Here is a 21,243-nt window from a genome sequence, read left to right as displayed (position 1 = left end):
TTAACGCTTACGCGGGATTAGGCTTCGATCGCCATTTTCAGTTTCTTCATGGCATTTTTTTCCAACTGGCGGACACGCTCAGCGGAAACGCCATATTGATCGGCCAGCTCTTGCAGCGTGGACTTGTTATCGTCGTCCAGCCAACGGGCACGAATAATATGCTGACTACGCTCGTCCAGGCCTTCCATCGCGTAGGCCAGTTTGTCTGCGGCGTTGCTTTCCCAGTTATCTTCTTCGATACCTTCGGCAAAGTCAGAGCTTTTATCCTGCAGGTACAACACTGGCGCCATCGACTGGCCTTCACGGGCGTCGTCGTCCGGCGTTGGATCGAAAGTCATATCCTGTGCCGCCATGCGGGATTCCATCTCGCGTACGTCCTTGCTGGTCACGCCCAGTTCACGGGCCACCAATTCCACCTCGTCCTGGTTGAACCAGCCCAGACGCTGCTTGGTTTTACGCAGGTTAAAGAACAGCTTGCGCTGTGCCTTGGTGGTAGCAACTTTGACGATACGCCAGTTGCGCAGTACGTACTCGTGAATTTCTGCCTTGATCCAGTGCACCGCAAAGGAAACCAGGCGCACCCCAACCTCTGGGTTGAAGCGGCGAACAGCTTTCATCAAGCCGATATTACCTTCCTGGATCAGATCCGCCTGCGGCAGGCCGTAACCAGAGTAATTGCGGGCAATATGAGCGACAAAGCGCAGGTGAGACAGGATCAGCTGCTTAGCGGCTTCCAGATCGCCCTGATAATGCAGCCGTTCAGCCAGCTCCCGCTCTTCCTCTGCCGTCAGCATCGGATAGGTGTTGGCGGCCCGGATATAGGCTTCCAAACTGCCCTGGGGCACTAAAGCTAAAGTTTGCATTTCTTTGGTCATTCAAACCCTCTCTTGAAAAAACAGGTCATGCAGGTGATTTATCACGGCGGGGAAATAATTGATTCTACGGCAGTTGCTATTGCAAAAGCGGTCCACACGCCGGGCACCATAACATTTTGCTGCAGATTTTGACCGTGTTCCGCCCTATTAGTTCACAGTTTTTCGATCACATTGTGCATGACAATACGTGACGAAGACTCAGGCCGATAGGGAATTTGTGCGCAAAGAAGAGACTGAATGGGGCTTGGGTTGGTGCCGGTAGCTCTTCTCCCGCAACACGCTCGGAGCAGCAGGAGAAGAGTATACCAAAAAAACTTTATTGTGGTGTAAATCGACGTAAATGTTGCACCGTCGCCAGCCAGGCGGCGATCCAGCCGATCATCGCGGAGACAATCAGCAGCAGCAGGGCTTCATCCCAACCCAGGCCGTGCAGGGTAAAGGTGGTGCCAAACACCTTGGCTACGCCGGTGACCACCGACTCCAGACGCCACACCATCCCGCCGGATAACAGCAACGACAGCAACGCGCCAAAGAAGCCCAGCATTGCCCCGCCGTTCAGGAACGGCCGCAGGATAAAGCCGTCGGTCGCACCGATCAGCTTCATCACGTTGATAGTGTCACGACGGCTGAAGATGCTCAGCCGCACGCTGTTGCCGATCACCAGGAACACCGCCACAATCATCAGCACGCCGATCATCGCAGCCACCTGGCCCACCAGCCCGGTCAGCGCCGCCAGGCGGGCAAACCAGCTGTCGTCCATTCTGACCTCATCCACGCCCTGTACCGCGGCTACGCGATCGCGCAGGGTGTTGAGGGTGTCGGAACTTTGGAAGCTCATTTTCGGCGTGATGATGGCTACCGCCGGCAACGGGTTCTCTTCCAGCATATCCAGTGCGCCGCCAAAGCCAGACCAGTTGCGGAATTCGCCCCGGGCCTCTTCACGCGACAGGTAATTCACTTTCTCGACGCCGGCTTCCGCCTTGATGGCATCGAGCACTTTCACCGCGGCGTCGTCATCGAGGGATTTATCCAGATAAACCGTCAACTGTGGCGTCGGGTACCATTGGGTCGCTGCGGTACTGACGTTTTTCCAGACGATGTAACACACGCTCGGCAGCGTCAGAGAAATGGCGATCACCATCACCGTCAACAACGTTGCCAACGGCTGGCGCAGCATATCCTTGATGGCGTTCATCCAGGCGTAACGCCATTGTTCACGCCAGCCCCCGCGCAGCGCTTTGCTCTTGGCGGTTTTTGCGTTATTCGCCATGATGCGCTCCTCCAGCCATACGACCCTGGCTCAGGCGCAGAGTGCGGTAATTACGACGGGCAATCAGCCCGGTGTCATGGGTGGCCATCAGCACGGTCACACCAACACGGTTAAATTCTTCAAACAGACGCAGGATGCCTTCCGACAGCGCATCATCCAGGTTACCGGTTGGCTCATCCGCCAGCAGCACCGCCGGTTTGTTCACCACCGCACGGGCAATACCCACGCGCTGCTGCTCACCACCGGAAAGCTGGATTGGGAAGTTTTTGGCCTTATCCAGCAGCCCGACCTTGTCCAGCGCGGCGGAAACGCGGCGGCGGATGTCTTCGGTACTGGCACCGGCGATGATCAGCGGCATCGCCACGTTGTCATACACCGTACGATCCAGCAGCAGATGGTGATCCTGGAAAATCATGCCGATTTGACGACGCAGGAACGGCACCTCACTGTTTCTCAGGCGACTGATGTCGTGACCACCAAACCAGATATGGCCGGCGCTCGGCCGTTCGATGCCACAAATCAGTTTCAGCAGGGTACTTTTACCCGCGCCGGAATGGCCGGTCAGAAACGCCATCTCTGCCGGGCGCAGATGAAAATCTACCCCCTGCAGTGCCTGCCGTCCGCCCAGATAAGCTTTACTGACCTGTTCAAAGCGAATCATCCGTATTAATCCTCTCGGGCAAAAAGTGCCTCAATAAAATCGTCGGCCTTAAACGGCCGCAAATCTTCGATGCCTTCCCCAACGCCGATATAGCGAATCGGGATAGCGAACTGATCGGCAATGGCGAAGATCACCCCGCCCTTGGCGGTACCGTCCAGTTTAGTCAGTGTGATACCGGTTAAGCCTACGGCTTCATTAAATAATTTCGCCTGGCTGACAGCATTCTGTCCGGTGCTGGCATCAAGAATCAGCATAACCTCATGGGGGGCCTGGTCGTCCAGTTTTTTCATAACGCGGACGATTTTCTTCAGCTCTTCCATCAGATGCGCTTTATTCTGCAGACGTCCGGCGGTATCGGCCAGCAGTACGTCGATGCCGCGAGCCTTGGCGGCCTGTACCGCGTCAAAAATCACCGAAGCGGAGTCAGCACCGGTATGCTGCGCGATCACCGGGATCCGGTTACGTTCGCCCCATACCTGCAGTTGTTCCACCGCCGCGGCACGGAAGGTATCCCCCGCCGCCAACATCACCGATTTGCCTTCCGCCTGGAACTGGCGGGCCAGCTTGCCGATGGTGGTGGTTTTACCCACGCCGTTCACCCCAACCATCAGAATGACATACGGGTTTTTACCGCCAACATCCAGCGGCTGATCAACTTTAGCCAGAATTTCAGACATTTCCTCCTTCAGCTTGCCGTATAGCGCCTCGGCGTCTTTCAACTGCTTGCGGCTGGCGTGCTGGGTCAGAGAGGTAATGATTTTACTCGTGGTTTCCACGCCGACATCGGCAATCAGCAGCTGCTCTTCCAGCTCTTCAAACAGATCGTCGTCGATTTTTTTGCCGCGGAACAGGCCGATAAAACCGGAGCCCAGATTCTGCTTGGTTTTCACCAGGCTGCGTTTCAGACGGGCAAAGAAACCTTCTTTGGTCGGGCGTGCCTGCTCCTGAGTCACCGCAGGGGCCAGCAGCTCAGGTTGTTGTTCTTCAATAATGGCCGGAGCGACGATAATCGGTTCCAGCGCTACGCTGGCCGGCAGAGGCTCTGGTTCTGGTTCTGGTTCTGGTTCTGGTTCTGGCTCTGGCTCTGGCTCTGGCTCTGGCGCGATAACCTCAGGTTCAGGCTCGATCGCCTCCACTTCAGGCACCGCAATCGGTTCTGGCTCAGGCTCGATAACAGGCTCAGGCGCAATCACTTCCGGCTCGGGTTCGATAACCGGCTCAGGCTCAACCCATTCTGGTTCAGGTATGACAATCGCTTCCGGCTCAATCACCACCACCGGCTCAGGTTCAACCTCGGCAACCGGCTCGGCAATCTCTTCCTCTGTCACCGGCTGCTGCTCTGCCGCCACCTGTTCGGTGAGGGTAACAATCTCTTCCGCCAGCGCTTGTGCCGCTGCAGAGTGCTCGGCAACCACCGGCACGCTTTCTGCGATATGCTCGCCGGTCAGGCTGCCGTCCCATTCTCCTGGGGTTTCTACGGAGGCGGCAGGTTCAGATTCCTGGGCGGGGAGTTGGTCATCCAGCTTGGGAGCAACCGGTTCAGCCGGGGTCTCCACGGCCTGATTTTCCGCCGGTTCTACCGCCGTCTCAGGTTGCTGTTGCTCTTCTTCCTTCTGGCCGAAGCCCAGCCAGGAGAAAAACCCGCGTTTCTTATCTTTTGCCATGTTATGACTCTACTCCGTACCGAAGGCTTGCTTATGCTGACAATTATTCCGCCGAGTCTATCACTTTCCCTCGCCCAGCAACACGCATCCGGTATGCTTTCCACTGTGAAATCAGGCAACAAAGTTTTACCGTTTCCCCCGGCGCGTCTCACCGGTAGAATAGAGGCAACTTTTCGCTAACTTGTGCGGCCTTCACCGCCCCAAACAGAAATAAACCAATCCTATGACAAGAATATCGCCACGGGCGTCGGCAAAAAAACCGCCTCAGGCTGCGGCCGGGCAGATCCGTATTATCGGCGGCCAATGGCGCGGGCGGAAACTGCCGGTGCCAAATAGCCCTGGGCTACGTCCAACCACCGATCGCGTCCGTGAAACCCTGTTCAACTGGCTGGCGCCGGTGATCCAGGGCGCGCGCTGCCTGGACTGTTTCGCCGGTAGCGGTGCGCTCGGCCTGGAAGCGCTGTCCCGCTATGCCGGCAGCGTTACGCTGTTGGAGTTTGAACGCCCGGTGGCGCAGCAGTTGGAAAAGAATCTGGCGCTGCTGCAAGGCAAAGGCCATGTGGTCAACACCAACGCGCTGAGTTGGCTGGCGAATAATGCCCAACCGTTTGACGTCGTGTTTCTCGATCCGCCTTTTCGCAAAGGGCTGCTGGCGGAAACCGTCACGCTGCTGGAGCAGCAGGGCTGGCTGGCCGATGAGGCCTGGATTTACGTAGAGGCCGAAGCCGAAAGCGCCGCCACCGACGTTCCGGCCAACTGGCAGCTACACCGTGAAAAAGTCGCCGGTCAGGTGGCTTACCGTCTTTATATTCGCTCTCAAGAGAAAACCGACAATGCTGATTAATCTGGGTCGCCTGCTGATGCTGTGCGTATGGGGCTTTCTGCTCTCCAATCTGTTTCACCCTTTTCCCAAGCCGCTGAAGTATTTCATCGACGTGGCGCTGTTCTTTATGGTGGTGATGCACGGGCTACAGCTGGTACTGCTGAAATCCACGCAGCCTAAAGATCAGCCGATAAGCTACTGGCAGGAAGCCAAGATCTTTATCTTTGGCGTCTTCGAACTGCTGGCCTGGCAGAAAAAGCAGCCGCCAATCAAAAGAAAATAGCTTAGTGCGGCGCCGACTGAGCAGTAAATGACACAAAACGCGTGCCCTGCACCATCAACATGCCCTGCGCCCCTTTCTCAATAGGGTGGTACTGCTGCTGTTTCAGCCGCAGGGTGATGTCCTCTCCCCCACGCTGCGGGTGGAACACCACTTCATACCGCATTGCTTCATTGACGATGTGCTCACGCTGGCGTGAACGGTTATTTGAGGCAGGGAATTCACGCTTCTCGCTCACCGTAACCTGCAGGCTGCGGACCGGCGCGCGGTCGTTTTCCGCCTCAGATCGGCGCTGGTTGAAATAGCGCTGCGTGGCCAGTACGGCGATCAGTGCTATCACGGCGATAAAAAACAGCGGCGGTTTGCTCATCTTGGCTCCCAAAGGTTCAGAATCTAGTGCGGTTGGGCAGTGCTTACCGCATCGCGGGTCGCAGGCTGGCCACGATAATCGCCTCCCAGCGACTTTATCAGCGTAATGTCGGTGCTGAGCCGTTGCGCCTGAATATCCAGTAACAGCAACTGCTGCGCGATAGTGGCTCGCCGGGCTTCCTCGGCAGCATAGCGGCTGGCCAACCCGCGCTGGTAATGAGCGCCCGCGCTCTCCGTAGTGGCCATGGCGGCGATGACTTTCTGCTGCTGCAGCATGACCTGCTGGTTAAGATCATTGAGTTGGCTCGAGCTGATTGCCACATCACGCACCGCATCAAGTACTGCCTGATTATACTGTTTTATCAGAATGTTGCTGGCCGTGCGAACCGATTTCAGATTGGCGTTCAGTCGGCCGCCATCGAACAACGGCAGCTGCAAGCCGGGCAGAATATTGATCTGCTGGAAGGAGTATTTAAACAGGTCACCCACGCTTAAGGCGTTATATCCCCAGAAGGCCTTGATATCAAAATGCGGGTAAAAGGCCGCCTTGGCCGCATCGACCCGGCTTAAAGAGGCGGTCACGTAGCCGCTCAATGCTTGCAGGTCCGGACGTCTGGCCAGCAGTTCGAAAGATAAGGAAGCTGGTAAGGTTTCCTGCAGCGCCGGCAGGTCAACAGCATGAATACTCGGCATATTATGCGCATCTGCCCCTATCAGGGCGCGTAACGTTTCACGATACTGGGTCAACATCCCCTGTTCGGTAATCACCTGCTGTTGCGCCGCCAGCAGTTCAGCCTGCGCGTTGGCAATATCAACCCTATCTTCCAACCCGCGTGCGGCGCGGTTTTCGTGGGCCTGCACCGATAGCCGGGCAATGGACTCCAACTGATTGAGCAGCGCAATCTTCTGGAAGCTGCTCTGCATGGCGAAATAGAGCTGTGCGACACTGCTGGCAAGATCCAGTTCGATACCGGCCGTCTCCGCGGTTCGGGCATTTTTCTCCCCGATGGCGACAGCTACCTGAGCGCGATCCGCCCCCCATAGATCGATATCCAGGGTGGCACCCACGCCGACGGTATTGAGCGTATACCAGGGACCATTGCGGTCCGCGGGCAGCGAAAATGAGTAGGGCCAGGTAAAGTTGCGATCGGTCACTCTCACCCGATTCTGGGCCGCTACCCCCACGGCCTGAAGCCCCTGGGCCGCCTGAGCCAGCTCGACCGAAGATTGGGACTGACTAATGCGCAGGCGAGCCGCCTGCATGGTCGGTGAGTTTTGCAATGCGCGGTTGACCAGCATATTGAGCTGAGCATCATGATAGCCCTCCCACCAGTTGGCCGCCGGCCACCCGCTGTGAGCCAAATGAATCACCTGCGATAACTGCGCCTGCTGCGGATTGACTATGGTCACCTGACCGGGATCGTCCTGAATTAATGCGCACCCGCTCAGCAGCAGGCTCAAACTCAGCACTAGCGCCGCGAGACGCGGCTGGCCTCCTGCCATCATCATAATTTTCATTGCTTAATCTCGGAAAGATGAGGCTGCCGCCAGTCAGGCAAAGTTTGCATCGCCTGTGTCAGAGGATATAAAAAAGGATTTATCGGCCTGTCTCGCCCCACCGGCGTCAATATTGCAGCAGCGCCAGGCTGCTCTATGTTATCGGCGTAGCTGCGCAACAGCTGCGCGCACTGGGGCAGGAAAGTATCCCTTGGCGCCATGTACAGCCGATATCCTTCGCTCAACCGCACAATTTCCTGAGCCTGCATAAAAGCGGCGTTAATCGGCCAGCGTTTCGCTTGCGGGTAGGGGTGGGCGTAGGTATTGAAAGGTTCTGCAGAGACCCGGCCGATCAGCGTTTCGGTTTTCATCAAGGTCTGCAACAGCGGCGCTATATTAGCTTCATCCTCTTTTGCCGTCAGATAGTCGGCAATTTGGCGGTAGAGGCGCGCCAACTGCGTTTTTAACTGCGGTGCCTCACTGTCTGGCCACAGGTAAAGATGGACAATCGATGAAACCAATACCCCAAGCAGGATACCGATAACCCGATCGCGCAATTCCGTCAGGTTATACAACGGCCCGAACCAACTGAAGAAAGCCAGGGAAAAAGTAAAGGCGATCTGGATACCCGCGTAGGCAATTCTTTCGGAGCCGGCCGCCAGCCAGGCTCCCAGAGCCATAACCGGCAGCGCCATCGCCAGCAACCCGGTGAGGGAGTCCGTATGGGGCTGAATAAATACGATACATACCAGCGCCAGCAGCGTAGCCAGCAACGCTCCGCCAATGCGCAACAGAGTCTTTTGCATAGTGGCCCCCAACCCTGGCTGGGCCACAATAACGCAGCTCAACATAATGGTGTGTATCCCCTGCCAGTCTGTCGCAGTATAAAACACATAGCAGATCAAGGTCGCCAGCAGCGTCTTCAGGGCAAAGTGCAGGTAGGCCGGATTTGACCAGGCATCCGGTAACAGCAAAGGCTCTTTCACCTGCCCTTCAGTTGGCAAGGGAATCGCCTCGCCCCGAGCCAGACAAGTCAAGGTTCGAGTCATTTCCAGCAGAATGGCCAGGTTTGCGCTGTCGCTTGCAGCCGGCATCTCCATTTGAGCCGGTACAACTTCGCTATCCAGATGTTCCGCCAAATCGGCCAGTACGCCAGAGATCATCCGGGCTTGTTGTTGGAGATGCGGGTCATTTTCATCCTGCTGAAGCAGCGCAGTCAGGTGGTAACAACGGCTGGCCGCCGCCATGAGCAATTGCCATTTCTGCGGATCATTGCTGATTTCGGCACTGGAACGGCCCGCCAGCTTATGCAGCAATTGCAAACGGGAAAATTGCGCCGCCACATCCAGCAGCTTCGGTTGCCCTTCCAGCTTGAGGTTGTCGCCCAAACGGGCCCATTGTGCAGACGTTTGGCGAAGCATCTGCGCCAGCAGGGCTTTGAACTGATAGCCGGGAAAGGCCTGATAAAAACAGGCATTAACCAGCAGCGTAACCAAAATAGCGGTATTGATCGCCACCCACAGCCACAGTAACAGCCGAACCAGAACTTCGCTTTCGCTGGTCATGGAAGGGAATGTCTGGGCATAAATCACCGACAGAGCGACGACAAAAAATGCCAACCCCAGCTTGCCCAGCACCCTCATCAGATACATGGCACAGAAAAACAGCAGCGTCGAAGCCACCAGCCGTATCAGCGGATAATCATAGGTCCATTTGAAAATCAGCAGGATACCGCCGATGGCGACGCTGATGGTGATCAAGAAAACTATTCCGATCAGTTTGATCATCAGGACGTTTTGCTGGCTGACATAGAAAACCACGATCAGCGCCACGGCCAGGAAAGGGATCTGCAGCGTCATAAACAACGTGATCAACACCGCACAGCTCAGCGTCAAACGCAGGGTATAACCCCCCCTGCCAGGCGTGGCGTGTAACTCTCGGCTCAGATATTGCCAGATATTCTGCACACGCCGCCCTTACTCAGACTCGGTTCGGGGCAATAGAACCGCGCTGGCGGACGCCCCCATGCGCAATAACTGACGGTCCGGATGAGTAATTGCGATCTTCACCGGGAAACGTTGCGACACATGAACCCAGTTAATGCTCTTTTGGATAAGCGGCAAACCGCCGATCACGCTGCCTCCCTCTCCGGGCAAGACACCGGCGCCAATAGAGTCCACCACCCCGTCAAAAGTTTTGGAGTGATTGGTCATTACCGTTATCCGTGCCGGTACGCCGGCGCGAATATTTTGCAGGTCGGTTTCCCGGAAGTTGGCGACGACGAACCAGTGATCGTCATCCATTAAGGTAAATACCGGCTTTAAAGCGGAGGCATACTGACCGACGGTGGTCTTCAGCGCCACCACCACGCCATTAAAGGGAGCCCGGACCTCGGTATATTCCAGGTGCAGTTCAGCCAGCGTAATCTGGGCTATCACTTCTGCCCGCTGTGCGACCATCGCATCCACACCGGTGACCGCCGCGGCCGCCTGTTTCGCCTGCAATTGGGTGGTTGCCAGTTCTGACCGCGCCGCTTTTTCTGCCGTTCTGGCCTGATCCAGGTCTTCCTGAGAAGCGAATCCCTGAGGTACCAGAGGTTCAAGGCGAGTGCGGGTGGAGGTCGTCTGTTTAACTAACGCCTGGGCGCGGGCTACGGCGGCGGCAACGGACTGGGCGTTATACTCCTGCGCTTTGACGGTGCGATTCGTCAGCCCAATCTGGGCATCCAGCGTGGCCAACCGGGCGATGGCGTCGTCCAGCATAGCCTGATAAGGACGGGGATCGATACGAAACAGCAGATCACCTTTTTTCACCCGCTGATTATCCCGAATGGGCATCTCGGTAATGCGTCCGCTCACTTCCGGAACCACGTCAATGGTGTCCGCATAGACATAAGCGTCGTTGGTTTCCGGCGAAGTCTGTAGCTGCCATATCAACAAGATCATCGCAACGATAGCGGCCAGAACGATGACCAGCAATGGCCACTTTTTGCGTAATACACTGGAACGGGAATCAGTCATAGATGTTTACTTAACAAAGAGTAAGAACCAGAGGATCGCGGCAAACAGGAACATCAGCGCCAGGTAACTCACCACCAGCGGTGAAAAACGCGCCTGCCAGCCTTTACGCACAATCAACATATGGCAGGGGATCAACAAGAATGCGCCGCCCAGCAAACAAAAGAACCAGCCGGGGAATGTTGCACCGAATACCGGTATTGCCGGTGAGAATGAACAACCGGTGAGTGAAAAAACGCTTGAAACGGCAAGCAGCCGAACCAGCATGGAAATATGTTTCAAACGCTATCCCTGATATTTTCTTTTCTGAAGTGGAGTCTAAACAGCATTACCCGCAAATAAAAGTCTGCGGCGTATTTAACCTGGCAATCGGAAACTAAAGTCCATTTATTGCAACCTCAAATAGGTTACAGTCCATACGCAAGAAAGCGTTGTCGATTACAGGCCTGCTGCCTACACTGCAATCAGGAAGTGACACTGGTGACAATTTGGAGCCGGAGGCTGTGGCTCCCATAATGAATAAGGAAGACATATGAGTTGGCCGTTCCTTGCCGTATTCTTTTCCGGTTGGCTGTTCGTCGACGCCTCCTACCGTGGGCCACGCTGGCAACGTTGGGTATTTAAACCTGTTACTCTGCTGCTGCTGTTATTGCTGGCCTGGCAAGCGCCGGTATTGGGTGCGGCAGGCTATCTGATCGTTCTCGGCCTGTTGGCGACGCTGCTCGGCGACGCTCTGTTGCTGCTGCCGCGTGAACGCGTGCTGTACGCCATCGGCGCATTTTTCCTGTCGAGCCTGCTGTATACCCTGAGCTTTGCCAGTCAGATGACCTTCAGCCTGTTTTGGCCACTGCCACTGGCGCTGCTGGTGATTGGCGTGCTGTTGCTGGCGACCATCTGGACCCGGCTGGAAGAGATGCGCTGGCCGATTGCCACCCTGGTCGCAATGACGCTGCTAATGGTGTGGCTGGCAGGGGAACAGTATTTCATGCGCAGCACCGATTTCGGTTTCTCACTGCTGGCAGGGACCTCACTGCTGTTGCTGGCCAACGTCATTTGGCTGCTTAATCGCTATCGCTTTAGCTTCCGCGCGGCCGATGCGCTGGTGGCCTTCTGCTATTTCTCCGGCCATTTCCTGATTGTCCGTTCGCTATACCTGTAGTGACTCAGGGCGGGTTCGGCTGCCGAACCCGCTGCTACTAAGCCAGAGCCTTGAGCGTCAGGCCGCCATCTGCGCCAGGTTGGTTACGATAAACGTCCCCATCCCGCGAAAAAAAAGCCAGCGTGCTGCCGTCCGCCTGCAGTAAAGCAATGCCATCCGGTGCCGGACGCCAGCCGACCACCTCAGCCGTTAACACTTTTTTCAGGCAATTTTGCCGATCAATCAATGGGTAGCCGTTGGTTGCACTCTGTTCGCTGGCCAGAAATTCGATCTGGCATTGCTGCTGCGCATCGGCGACTTGCCATTGACCCGCCAGAGACTGCGCGGAAGGAAGAACCAAACTGCTGGCCATAGCTGCCCCCGTTACCATCATATTTCCCGCCATTATGGCGGTACGCGCCAAGCTGCCTTTCATATCGGCTCCCGCATAACGCCCGGCCAGACTGCGCCGGGCGTTATCTTCACTGTTACACGATAAAATCAGTGGTGACGTCTACCTGACCCACGATCTTCACCAGGAAGTCCGGCGTCTGATGGCCACCGATATTCAGCGCCAAATCGCTGACATTATTCGAAGCGTTGTAAGTCAGTAACGCTTCACCCACAGAGCCACTGAAATGATCGACGAAGTGGATTTGGTCACCGCTCTGTTTGCCCTGATTGAAGAACGACAGATCGATTTTATCAGTGCCTTTCTGGAAATCCTTGATCACGTCGGAAGCGCCCGGCGCGGAATCGCTGACCGCTGAGAAGACAAAGATATCCTTGCCTGCACCGCCCCACAGCTCATCTGCCCCGCCGCCACCGAACAGCACGTCGTTGCCCGCGCCGCCCTTCAGCACGTTGTTGACCGCATTGCCGACGATCACATCATTGCCCGAACCGCCGATGGCGTTTTCAATGGTCACACCCGCCGCGATAGACACGTTGCCTTTCAGCCCACCCACGTCGGAGAAGGACTTCTCATTCAGGTTAATGCGCTGGTTGGCGGTGTACCCGGAGAAATCGAAGGTGTCGTTACCGCCCGCATCCCAGGCAGCAAAGATCACTTTCTGCGAGTTGCTGGTGGTGCTGAGGAAATCGCGGCCGGTATTGGAATTGAAGCCATAGACGCTGTCACCGGTACGGGTAGACAGGTTGGCGCCATACAGATGCTGGATGGCGGCAATGTCATCCAGCAACGGTGCTGCCGCGTAGTGCCCACCGTTGTCACCGCCGGTGTTGGTTTCACTCCAGTAGCTCATCAGGCTGAACTCGCGGGTGTCCTCGGCATAGGTAACGTCATTGTAGGTTGGGTTGCCTTCCCCGGCGTTGTATTCACCTGGGTGGCTCAGGCCCAGCGCATGGCCAATCTCGTGGGTAAACGTCTGACGGCCATAGTCTTCGCTGGCCGGATGTTTGACGTTGGACTGGTTGACGTTGTACCAGGTCTGGCCACCCAGATCCTGGCCCTGATAGATGGTATTGGGCAGGAAAGCGTAGGCCTGCGTATCATAGTCATAATGGCCGGGACGATCCTGACTGTAGTTGCCGAAGGTAATATTGGCCTTTTGGCCGGCGGCAACTTCGGTGAAGGTGAGATTGGCCACGTCAGACCAGGATTGCAGCGACAGTTTCGCCTGCTGTTGCTGTTCCGCGCTGAACTTGCTCAGCCCGGTATCGCCGGCGACGTTGGTGGAGGAGAATTTATAATCCGGGAATGAGAAAGTTAATTTAGCCGGCTGGCCAAAAACTTTATAACCGTTCCAGGTTTGGTTCTCACGGGTAATAAACAGCCCAGCTTGTTCGTTAGAAAATGAGTCCTTGCCATTAACCTGGATCCCGTTGCCACGCTCGTGGTAATGCAACAGATCGTCTACAGCATTGTAGCCAGATCCTGTTGCTGCGAGGCTGGATTCAGTAACTTCAATTGCCTTTTTAGTAGATTGCATTGGTTCGATTCCACTCATTAGCTGATCGTTATCAATCAGACAGATAGACATAACCTGCCGGTCAGCCACGGAGAAGGTTCCGCCGATTAACCGGAAGGGACTTATGCGCCGTTACCGGCAGTGTGTTAGATAGAATTAATGCATATATATCAGCAAATAAGATTACCGCCATAAATGGTAATCGATTCCAATTATAGGCAGGTGCGCAAAACTGAACATAAAATAATCAGCTATATATTTTCATAACGAAGGAGAGTTATGCTGGTTTTTGGCGATACTTACAATCTAAATGAAACCTGACGGTCACAAGTTAGCAACAAACTTCAACAAAAATGCGGCCTGCAGGTGCAAGCGGATCGTGCTGGCTTTTAAGTGACGAAAAGTTAAATTTAGCTAAAGAGTTATAGATTAATAACTCTTTATTATTAGCCGCCGGGACTTTTAAGTTTCTAAGGGAATACCATTTTCTTTTTTCGTCTAACGGCCTTGCGCCACCCACGATAACGCCCGCCTCACAGTTAGCAATAATTCTCATCCCGCCGCTTGACTCTGGAGTTGACTCCAGGGTGTAGAGTCTGCCCAATGAACTTCATTAACGGCCCGGAGGGGGACGCTATGACTAACCATGAAAAGCATAATCATCAGGAACATCACCATGCGGAAGGCGGCTGCGGTTGCAACCACAGCCACAGCAAAACCCAGCACGGCTGCAGCAGTGAAAAGCAAAGTGCCGACAGCCATAGTGGGCATGCCCACACGCACGATCACGGTGCCGGCGGGTGCAACACTGACGGTCATGAAGATCCGGATGAGGAAAGCGACAGGCTGGCTGCCGCCCCTCTCTCCGGCAGCCGGCGCTACAGCTGGAAAGTCACCGGCATGGACTGCCCAAGCTGTGCCAAAAAAATTGAAAATGCCGTAACCGCGCTCCCAGGCGTCGATAATGCTCGTGTGCTGTTCGCCACCGAAAAACTGGTGGTCGATGCTCAATCCGATATCAGCCTGCGCATTCAGGACGCGGTGAAACAAGCCGGTTTCACCCTGCTCGGCACCCAGACCTCCCAAGCCGACCAGCCAAAAACATCGCGCCTCGGGGAGTTTGGTCCACTGCTGCTGCTCACCACGCTGATGATCGTCAGTTGGGCGCTCAGCATGGTCAACCCTGAACTGAGCCGCATTGCCTTTATCGCCACCACGCTGGTGGGTCTGGCTCCGGTTGCCACCAAGGCGGTACGCCTGATCCGCTCCGGCACGCCGTTTGCCATCGAAACCCTGATGAGCGTCGCGGCCATTGGTGCGTTGTTTATCGGTGCCACCGCCGAGGCGGCGATGGTGTTGCTGCTGTTTATGGTTGGCGAGATGCTGGAGTCTTACGCAGCCAACCGCGCACGCCGTGGTGTGAAGGCACTGATGGAACTGGTGCCGGAAGACGCTCTGCTGCTGCAGGGCACGGAGCGCAAACGCGTGCCGGTTGCCAGCCTGCGCCCCGGCGATGTGATTGAAATTGCACCCGGTGGCCGCCTGCCGGCCGATGCCGAACTGCTCAACCCGTTTGCCAGCTTCGACGAAAGCGCCCTGACCGGCGAGTCGGTGCCGGTCGAACGTCAACAGGGGCAGAAAGTCGCGGCGGGCAGTTTGTCGGTCGATCAGGCCGCGCAGATGAAGGTCATTTCCGAGCCGGGCAAAAACGCCATCGACCGCATTCTGCAACTGATTGAAGAAGCCGAAGAGCGCCGTGCGCCGATCGAACGTTTCCTCGACCGTTTCAGCCGTTACTACACCCCAGCCATTATGCTGCTGGCCATCGCGGTGATCCTGGTGCCACCGTTGCTGTATGCACAGCCCTGGGATGTCTGGATTTATCGCGGCCTGACTTTGCTGCTGATCGGTTGTCCTTGTGCGCTGGTGATCTCTACCCCGGCGGCGATCACCTCCGGGCTGGCAGCCGCTACCCGACGTGGTGCGTTGATTAAAGGCGGCGCGGCACTGGAACAATTGGGCCAGGTGCAAACCATCGCCTTCGATAAAACCGGCACGCTGACCGAAGGTAAACCGACGGTGACCGATGTGCTGCCGCTCAACGGCATCAGCGAACAGCAGTTGCTGACGCTGGCCGCGGCCGTCGAGGCCGGTTCCCATCACCCGCTGGCGCAAGCGATTATCAACCGTGCCGAGCAGTATGGCGCGCCTCTGCCACTGGCACAGGGTCGCCGCGCGCTGGCAGGCGTTGGGGTAGAGGGCGTTATCGACGGCAAAACCCTGCTGATCAGTGCGCCGGCCAAGTTGGCCGCAGGCCTGCTCAATCAGCAGGCTGTCAATCAGGTGGAACAGCTGGAAAACGCCGGTAAAACGGCGGTGGTGGTGCTGGAAGACGGCGTGCCGATTGGCCTGTTGGCGCTGCGCGACACGCTGCGTAGCGATGCCAAACAGGCGATTGCCGAACTGAAAGCATTAGGGATCAATGGAGTGATGCTAACCGGTGACAACCCGCGTGCGGCGGCGGCGATTGCCACTGAGCTGGGGCTGGATTACCGTGCCGGGCTGCTGCCGGAAGATAAAGTGCGTGCGGTGACCGAACTGAGTGAACTGCGCCCAACGGCAATGATCGGCGACGGTATCAATGATGCGCCAGCGATGAAAGCCTCCAGCATCGGTATCGCGATGGGCAGCGGCACCGACGTGGCGCTGGAAACCGCCGATGCAGCGCTGACCCATAACCGGCTGGTGGGCGTGGCGGAAATGATCCGCATCTCACGCGCGACGCACGCCAATATTCGGCAGAACATCACCATTGCATTGGGGCTGAAAGGGGTATTTCTGATCACCACCCTGCTGGGGCTGACCGGGCTGTGGCTGGCGGTGCTGGCAGACTCCGGCGCCACCGCGCTGGTCACCGCCAATGCCCTGCGGCTGCTGAAGAAACGTCAATAATACCCTATGAAAACCACATCATGCGCCAGACTACAGGGCGCATGATGTGACGCATTTTATGCACTATTAACTGTAGGGTTTTACTATATTCTCGCGCACTTGCATGACGGGACCGTCAAGGATGCCCCACCCTTAAATGCCAAGAGCCTAAATATGAAAAACTTTAATTATACCTACCTGTTATTTGTTCCAATGACCCTGCTCTCTCCCCTGAGCTTTGCACAGCAGCCTGAAACCGACAGTACGCAACAGTTGATCGACCAGGCCCAGCGCCCCCCATTTACCCAAGGGGTGCTACCCGCCGCCAGCCATACAGCAGTAACCGCCGAAAAATCCCAGCCCCAACCAGAGCATCGCCTGCTGCCCATTTGGGGCGATGAAGCGCGAGCTCGCGGCTATGACCTGCCGGAACCCTTTGGCATCGGCGTCAATTACATGAACATGCGGCAGAATATAGAAGTCGATAGCATCAACTTTACCGGTTTGGGTTGGGATACATTCAATCTGCCGTCAAATTTGTTCAAAATCGATGTGGGCAAAACTCGCGAACAGAGCAAAACGGAAACCATGCGTCTGGATACCTGGGTGCTGCCGTTCCTCAATGTTTACGGCATCGTCGGCCATACCAAAGGCAGTTCTTTGTCCCAGGTCTCCGTTGATGCCGATCCCAGCCAACATTCAGAAATGATGGAAAAAATCATCGCCAATGTCGTACACGGCATGAATAAGCAAGGGACACTGCGCGATCTGGATTTCAAACTTGATTTTAAGGGCACCACTTACGGCGCGGGTGCCACAATAGTCGGGGGATATGACAACTGGTTCGCCTCGGTCGATACCAACTACACCCGTACCAGTTTCGATATCCTCGACGGCCAGATTTCCGCGCTGACGGTGTCACCCCGCGTAGGTTACCGTTTCCTGGTGCCAGGTATCAGTGGGCAGAGTCATCTAAACCTCTGGGTCGGCACCATGTATCAGGACGTCCAGCAAGAGTTCAAAGGCAGCCTGTCTGATCTAAGAATGCCGGCAGAACTGCAGTCGCTGATGGCCCTGGCCAATCAGAAAGGCGAAGGTCGTTTCGAGGTTAAGCAGCATCTGCAATCCCCATGGAATGTCCTGGTTGGCACGCAATATGAGATCACACGAAACTTCAACGTGTTGACCGAGTTTGGCTTTAGCCAACGCAACAGTTTCATGGTTTCCGGTGAATATCGCTTCTGATGGCGATATTTACCCGCAGTTTACCCCTGGCCTTGTTAGTCCTGTTGCCCGGTGTTGATGCCGCTTTATTGTCACGTCAGCAAGTAGATGAAATGTTGGCCCCTCTGGGGTCTGACAACCGTTTCGACAGCAGCAAAGCCATCGATTGGGGTGTCTTGCCTGGCCCGTTTTATACTCCCGAACTCGGTCTTGGCCTCGGTACCGCTATCGTTGGGATCTATCGGCCGGACAGCCACGACAACGTCAGCCAAAATTCGACGCTGGCGTTAAAAGGCTTTGTCAGCTCGACGGGGGCCTTTGGCGTCGGTTTCCAAAACCACAGTTTTTTCGCTGACGACCAATGGCGCTTCTTTGCCGACGGCTCTCTCAATAATATGCCCACCTATTTCTGGGGCACCGGCTACCAGGCTGGGCATAACGAGGGGAACAAGGAAAAGTACACTCAACAGTCATTCCAGATAGCGCCACAGCTGTTGTACCGCATTGCCAGCGCTACCTACGCAGGAATCGGCTGGGACTTTTCCTCAACTCACGCCAGCGATCCCGATGAGGGTGACAGCAGCCTGCTAAGGGCCCAAAACGCCGGTGTGTCCTCACTGAGCTCAGGAGTCAGCGGTTCGCTGAGTTACGACACCCGTGATTTCGTTTCCAATGCCAGTCGGGGTCAGTTTTTTCGCCTGAGCGACACTTATTTTGCACCGGAATTGGGCGGTGACAGCCGTTTCAATGCCGTTGAAGGCCAATACAATGCCTACCACAGTTTGAGTGCGAAAAGCGTGCTGGCGTTGGATGCCTTCAGCCGCCTGACCACTGGCGAGGTCCCCTGGGACAGGCTGTCTGAGCTGGGGGACGACCAACGAATGCGTGGCTATTATCAAGGCCGCTATCGCGACAGGAATGTGTTCAGTAGCCAGGTCGAGTATCGTCGCAAGCTGAACTGGCGGCACGGGTACGTGCTGTGGGCCGGTGCCGGAACGCTAAGCAGCAAGGCCGGCGATCTGGGCCGTGGTCCCTGGTTGCCTACGCTGGGAGCGGGTTACCGTTTTGAATTCAAACCGAAAATGAACGTACGGCTCGATTTTGGCGTCGGGCGTGGAAGCAGCGGATTTTACTTTCAGGTTGGGGAAGCTTTTTAATGCGTTCTGTTGCACTGCTATTTTTTCTGTTGTTGCCCCTCTCGCTGCCCGCCAAACCGTTGGAAACGCTGATCACTTCGCATCCCGTCGGTGAAAGCCAAATTGCCTGGCCGGTGGCCGCGCCACTGCCACCACCGGGAGGTTTGCGCCCCTGCTGCGCCTTTGGCTATAACCTCAAAGCGCAAGCCTGGGGTATTCCCGTGCCGCTTTATCAATTAGGTAACCTGGTGGATGCCGACCGGCTTGGCACCCATCACTATAACGACAGCGCTTTCAACGCCATCAGCAACTTGCTGGGCATTGGCAGTGAGCAATTGGGCTTGATCTACACCCACCGGGGAGGGTTTATCGATATCGCCCACGTCCGTGATACCGCCGACAATACCCTTTTCCTTTTCAGCCAACTGCTACCCCGATTGGGTCAGCAGTGGCATATCGACCTTAGCCCTGAGCTGGCAACGCGTCGCATACAGCTTAACGCCTTTAGCCCACCTCAGGATGCAGCACAGCGCTATACGCTGGCGGCCTATTTGGCAGGAGAGATCGCCTTTCAAATGGCGGCATGGCATGAGATTGCACAGTGGTATGGCTACCGTTCCGTGCCGGGGTTTTCTGAGGAGGTCTCGGCTTTTTCGCCGGAAGATTTGTATTCCAATCTGCTGGGGGCACGGCTGGCGATCGATGCAATTTTGCAAGGACAGGCGGTTTCTCTCACTGCCTACAACAGCGCCATGGAGAGGCTGCTCCCTCAGGCTCTGCACCAGCTTGGCGCGGTATCCATCGCGGCGACCCAGCGGCAGTTTGACGGTATTGACGGCGACTGGTGGGACAGCCATCGCCGGGTGCCGGAGAAGTTTTTGGTGTTAAAACGGGATTACGCCACCGGAAGCAATCGCCTGCCTGCGCTGCCCCCGTTCGAAAAGACCGCCCCACAGCGCCTAACGTTACCGCTACAGCTTCAGGGGTTCAGTCTGGCCAGTCTGGGCGAGCTGCAACTCTGGCCGACGGATGACATGCGCCATCTTCCGGCACCCGCCCACTATTACCGCCCACAGGATTTCAATGGCCTGGCATTACATGCTCGCGCAGCAGACGCACAGCAAATATTACAAAACGCCAGGCAAACAGGCGGTGATAAACGTCAAACGCCTTTGCGCAACAAATAGCGGTAAGGCGCGGTGTCGGTTTCCTGCGCCACCAGCGTGTGTTCCATAAAGCGGCAGAACCCCGGAATGTCGCGGGTGGTAGCCGGATCGTCAGCGATGATCAGCAGAGTTTCACCGTTATCCATATGGCGCACGGTTTTGCGCACCATCATTACCGGTTCAGGACAACGCAGCCCCAGCGCATCAAGCGTCTGGTCGGCCTGGGCAAATAAGTCAGTCATGCAATTTTTCTCGGTCGAAAACGATCGGCGAACGCTCGCCACATCTCATTAGCGCATAGTTTACGCCGGTAGTTTTTCTGTGCAAGATGCGTTAACGTTTGCGTTAAATTTAACCATTGCATTGGTTGCGCAAACGCGTATCATGCGGCCGCGACGCTTATTTCTCGGCGCAGAAAAGACATTCTGGGTTCCCTCACCCCACTATTAAAAAGGCTACAACATGTATTCGTTTACTGCTCGGCAGCGCCTTACCGCGTTGGTCTGGCTATCGCTGTTCCATATTGTCATCATTACCTCCAGTAACTACCTGGTGCAGTTACCGATGTCCATTTTCGGCTTTCATACCACCTGGGGTGCTTTTACCTTTCCGTTTATCTTCCTGGCGACCGATCTGACGGTGCGTATTTTCGGCGCTCCGCTGGCGCGACGCATCATTCTTTCGGTGATGGTACCGGCGTTGTTCATTTCGTACGTGATCTCCACCGTGACCTATCAGGGCGAATGGCAGGGCTTTGCCGCCTTGGGCAGCTTTAATCTGTTTGTCGCCCGTATCGCCGTCGCCAGCTTTATGGCTTATGTGCTCGGTCAGATCCTCGACGTCCACGTTTTCAATCGCCTGCGTCAGCGCAGCGCCTGGTGGGTCGCTCCTGCCGCCGCCATGTTCCTCGGTAACATCAGCGATACCCTGTCGTTCTTCTTTATTGCGTTCTACAAGAGCAGCGACGCCTTTATGGCTAACAACTGGGTTGAAATCGCGCTGGTGGATTACAGCTTCAAGGTACTGATCTGCTTGCTGTTCTTCCTGCCGATGTACGGCGTACTGCTGAATATGCTGCTTAAGCGCATTGCCGCCCGCCAGAACGACGGCAGCCTGCAACCCGGCTGACCCATGTTATTATTGGCGGCCAGCCCCCCGGAGGCCGCCATCACCATCCGCCATGACAACCTCTGCTTGCATTTCACCCTGGAATAGGTTGCGATACGTGAGAGAACCCCTACCTGAAAGGAAGAAGGAAGCC

Annotated in this window: 21 protein-coding genes; 8 read left to right on the top strand and 13 right to left on the bottom strand. The window is 56.0% G+C overall.

Annotated elements, in window-relative coordinates; translation table 11 throughout:
- Positions 1-17 precede the first annotated feature (17 nt).
- The 4 genes from rpoH to ftsY form a co-directional block, all read right to left on the bottom strand.
- Positions 18-875, bottom strand: a complete 858-nt coding sequence (gene rpoH / locus ACSOSI_RS01020; RefSeq protein WP_012004694.1) for an RNA polymerase sigma factor RpoH — start codon at positions 873-875, stop codon at positions 18-20.
- Positions 876-1,191: 316 nt separating this feature from the next.
- Positions 1,192-2,145, bottom strand: coding sequence for a permease-like cell division protein FtsX (gene ftsX / locus ACSOSI_RS01015; RefSeq protein ID WP_012004693.1), 954 nt, complete (start codon positions 2,143-2,145; stop codon positions 1,192-1,194).
- The gene (ftsE, locus tag ACSOSI_RS01010; protein ID WP_012004692.1) at positions 2,135-2,806 is read right to left on the bottom strand and encodes a cell division ATP-binding protein FtsE; all 672 of its coding nucleotides are present in this window, start codon (positions 2,804-2,806) and stop codon (positions 2,135-2,137) included. Before ftsE ends, ftsX begins: the two co-directional genes overlap by 11 nt.
- Before the next feature lie 5 nt (positions 2,807-2,811).
- Entirely contained in the window at positions 2,812-4,470 is a 1,659-nt protein-coding gene (gene ftsY, locus ACSOSI_RS01005; RefSeq protein ID WP_476706420.1) for a signal recognition particle-docking protein FtsY, read from the bottom strand.
- A 223-nt stretch (positions 4,471-4,693) separates the two neighbouring features.
- Here ftsY and rsmD point away from each other — a divergent pair, with 223 nt between their 5' ends.
- Both rsmD and ACSOSI_RS00995 read left to right on the top strand, forming a co-directional pair.
- On the top strand, positions 4,694-5,314 hold the full coding sequence (rsmD, locus tag ACSOSI_RS01000; protein ID WP_012004690.1) for a 16S rRNA (guanine(966)-N(2))-methyltransferase: 621 nt from the start codon (positions 4,694-4,696) through the stop codon (positions 5,312-5,314).
- Positions 5,304-5,576, top strand: coding sequence for a DUF1145 family protein (locus ACSOSI_RS00995; protein WP_006317223.1), 273 nt, complete (start codon positions 5,304-5,306; stop codon positions 5,574-5,576). The genes rsmD and ACSOSI_RS00995 overlap by 11 nt, the downstream gene beginning before the upstream one ends.
- 1 nt (position 5,577) lies before the next feature.
- Here ACSOSI_RS00995 and ACSOSI_RS00990 read toward each other — a convergent pair whose 3' ends face one another.
- Genes ACSOSI_RS00990 through ACSOSI_RS00970 form a run of 5 tightly spaced genes read right to left on the bottom strand, consistent with a single transcriptional unit; the run spans position 5,578 to position 10,723 of the window.
- Positions 5,578-5,943: a DUF2500 domain-containing protein gene (locus ACSOSI_RS00990; RefSeq protein WP_476706419.1), complete on the bottom strand. Its 366-nt coding sequence runs from the start codon at positions 5,941-5,943 to the stop codon at positions 5,578-5,580.
- Between the two features lie 23 nt (positions 5,944-5,966).
- Entirely contained in the window at positions 5,967-7,451 is a 1,485-nt protein-coding gene (locus ACSOSI_RS00985; protein WP_476706418.1) for an MdtP family multidrug efflux transporter outer membrane subunit, read from the bottom strand.
- 5 nt (positions 7,452-7,456) lie between these two features.
- The gene (locus ACSOSI_RS00980; RefSeq protein ID WP_476706417.1) at positions 7,457-9,406 is read right to left on the bottom strand and encodes an FUSC family protein; all 1,950 of its coding nucleotides are present in this window, start codon (positions 9,404-9,406) and stop codon (positions 7,457-7,459) included.
- A 9-nt stretch (positions 9,407-9,415) separates the two neighbouring features.
- Positions 9,416-10,459, bottom strand: a complete 1,044-nt coding sequence (mdtN, locus tag ACSOSI_RS00975; protein ID WP_135344749.1) for a multidrug transporter subunit MdtN — start codon at positions 10,457-10,459, stop codon at positions 9,416-9,418.
- A gap of 6 nt (positions 10,460-10,465) precedes the next feature.
- On the bottom strand, positions 10,466-10,723 hold the full coding sequence (locus ACSOSI_RS00970; protein WP_135345177.1) for a YtcA family lipoprotein: 258 nt from the start codon (positions 10,721-10,723) through the stop codon (positions 10,466-10,468).
- Between the two features lie 265 nt (positions 10,724-10,988).
- On the opposite strand from ACSOSI_RS00970, the gene ACSOSI_RS00965 reads away from it, so the two are divergent.
- On the top strand, positions 10,989-11,615 hold the full coding sequence (locus ACSOSI_RS00965) for a lysoplasmalogenase (protein WP_012004683.1): 627 nt from the start codon (positions 10,989-10,991) through the stop codon (positions 11,613-11,615).
- Positions 11,616-11,652: 37 nt separating this feature from the next.
- On the opposite strand, the gene ACSOSI_RS00960 is transcribed toward ACSOSI_RS00965, so the two are convergent.
- The 3 genes from ACSOSI_RS00960 to ACSOSI_RS00950 all read right to left on the bottom strand — a co-directional run bounded on the left by ACSOSI_RS00960 (position 11,653) and on the right by ACSOSI_RS00950 (position 14,081).
- Positions 11,653-12,030 carry an AprI/Inh family metalloprotease inhibitor gene (locus ACSOSI_RS00960; protein WP_017891291.1) on the bottom strand — a complete coding sequence of 126 codons (378 nt, stop codon included), beginning with the start codon at positions 12,028-12,030 and terminating at the stop codon, positions 11,653-11,655.
- Positions 12,031-12,082: 52 nt separating this feature from the next.
- On the bottom strand, positions 12,083-13,546 hold the full coding sequence (locus ACSOSI_RS00955) for a serralysin family metalloprotease (protein WP_476706416.1): 1,464 nt from the start codon (positions 13,544-13,546) through the stop codon (positions 12,083-12,085).
- Between the two features lie 310 nt (positions 13,547-13,856).
- On the bottom strand, positions 13,857-14,081 hold the full coding sequence (locus ACSOSI_RS00950) for a hypothetical protein (protein WP_476706415.1): 225 nt from the start codon (positions 14,079-14,081) through the stop codon (positions 13,857-13,859).
- Between the two features lie 80 nt (positions 14,082-14,161).
- Here ACSOSI_RS00950 and ACSOSI_RS00945 point away from each other — a divergent pair, with 80 nt between their 5' ends.
- The 4 genes from ACSOSI_RS00945 to ACSOSI_RS00930 all read left to right on the top strand — a co-directional run bounded on the left by ACSOSI_RS00945 (position 14,162) and on the right by ACSOSI_RS00930 (position 20,003).
- A complete protein-coding gene (locus tag ACSOSI_RS00945; protein ID WP_419246410.1) occupies positions 14,162-16,477 on the top strand; it encodes a zinc/cadmium/mercury/lead-transporting ATPase in 2,316 nt (771 codons plus the stop codon).
- Positions 16,478-16,630: 153 nt separating this feature from the next.
- Entirely contained in the window at positions 16,631-17,701 is a 1,071-nt protein-coding gene (locus ACSOSI_RS00940; RefSeq protein ID WP_218218113.1) for a hypothetical protein, read from the top strand.
- On the top strand, positions 17,701-18,837 hold the full coding sequence (locus ACSOSI_RS00935) for an outer membrane protein assembly factor (protein ID WP_261099571.1): 1,137 nt from the start codon (positions 17,701-17,703) through the stop codon (positions 18,835-18,837). The genes ACSOSI_RS00940 and ACSOSI_RS00935 overlap by 1 nt, the downstream gene beginning before the upstream one ends.
- On the top strand, positions 18,837-20,003 hold the full coding sequence (locus ACSOSI_RS00930; protein WP_476706414.1) for a DUF4056 domain-containing protein: 1,167 nt from the start codon (positions 18,837-18,839) through the stop codon (positions 20,001-20,003). The genes ACSOSI_RS00935 and ACSOSI_RS00930 overlap by 1 nt, the downstream gene beginning before the upstream one ends.
- Here ACSOSI_RS00930 and tusA read toward each other — a convergent pair.
- A complete protein-coding gene (gene tusA, locus ACSOSI_RS00925) occupies positions 19,979-20,224 on the bottom strand; it encodes a sulfurtransferase TusA (RefSeq protein ID WP_012004676.1) in 246 nt (81 codons plus the stop codon). The two genes, ACSOSI_RS00930 and tusA, sit on opposite strands and share 25 nt — an antisense overlap.
- Before the next feature lie 220 nt (positions 20,225-20,444).
- Between tusA and ACSOSI_RS00920 the strand changes: the two genes are divergently transcribed.
- The gene (locus ACSOSI_RS00920) at positions 20,445-21,110 is read left to right on the top strand and encodes a 7-cyano-7-deazaguanine/7-aminomethyl-7-deazaguanine transporter (protein WP_012004675.1); all 666 of its coding nucleotides are present in this window, start codon (positions 20,445-20,447) and stop codon (positions 21,108-21,110) included.
- Positions 21,111-21,243 lie beyond the last annotated feature (133 nt).

The organism is Serratia sp. AR11, assembly GCF_056376275.1.
Note: the sequence above shows the minus strand (reverse complement) of the source record. Positions and strands in the feature narration are given on the sequence as shown.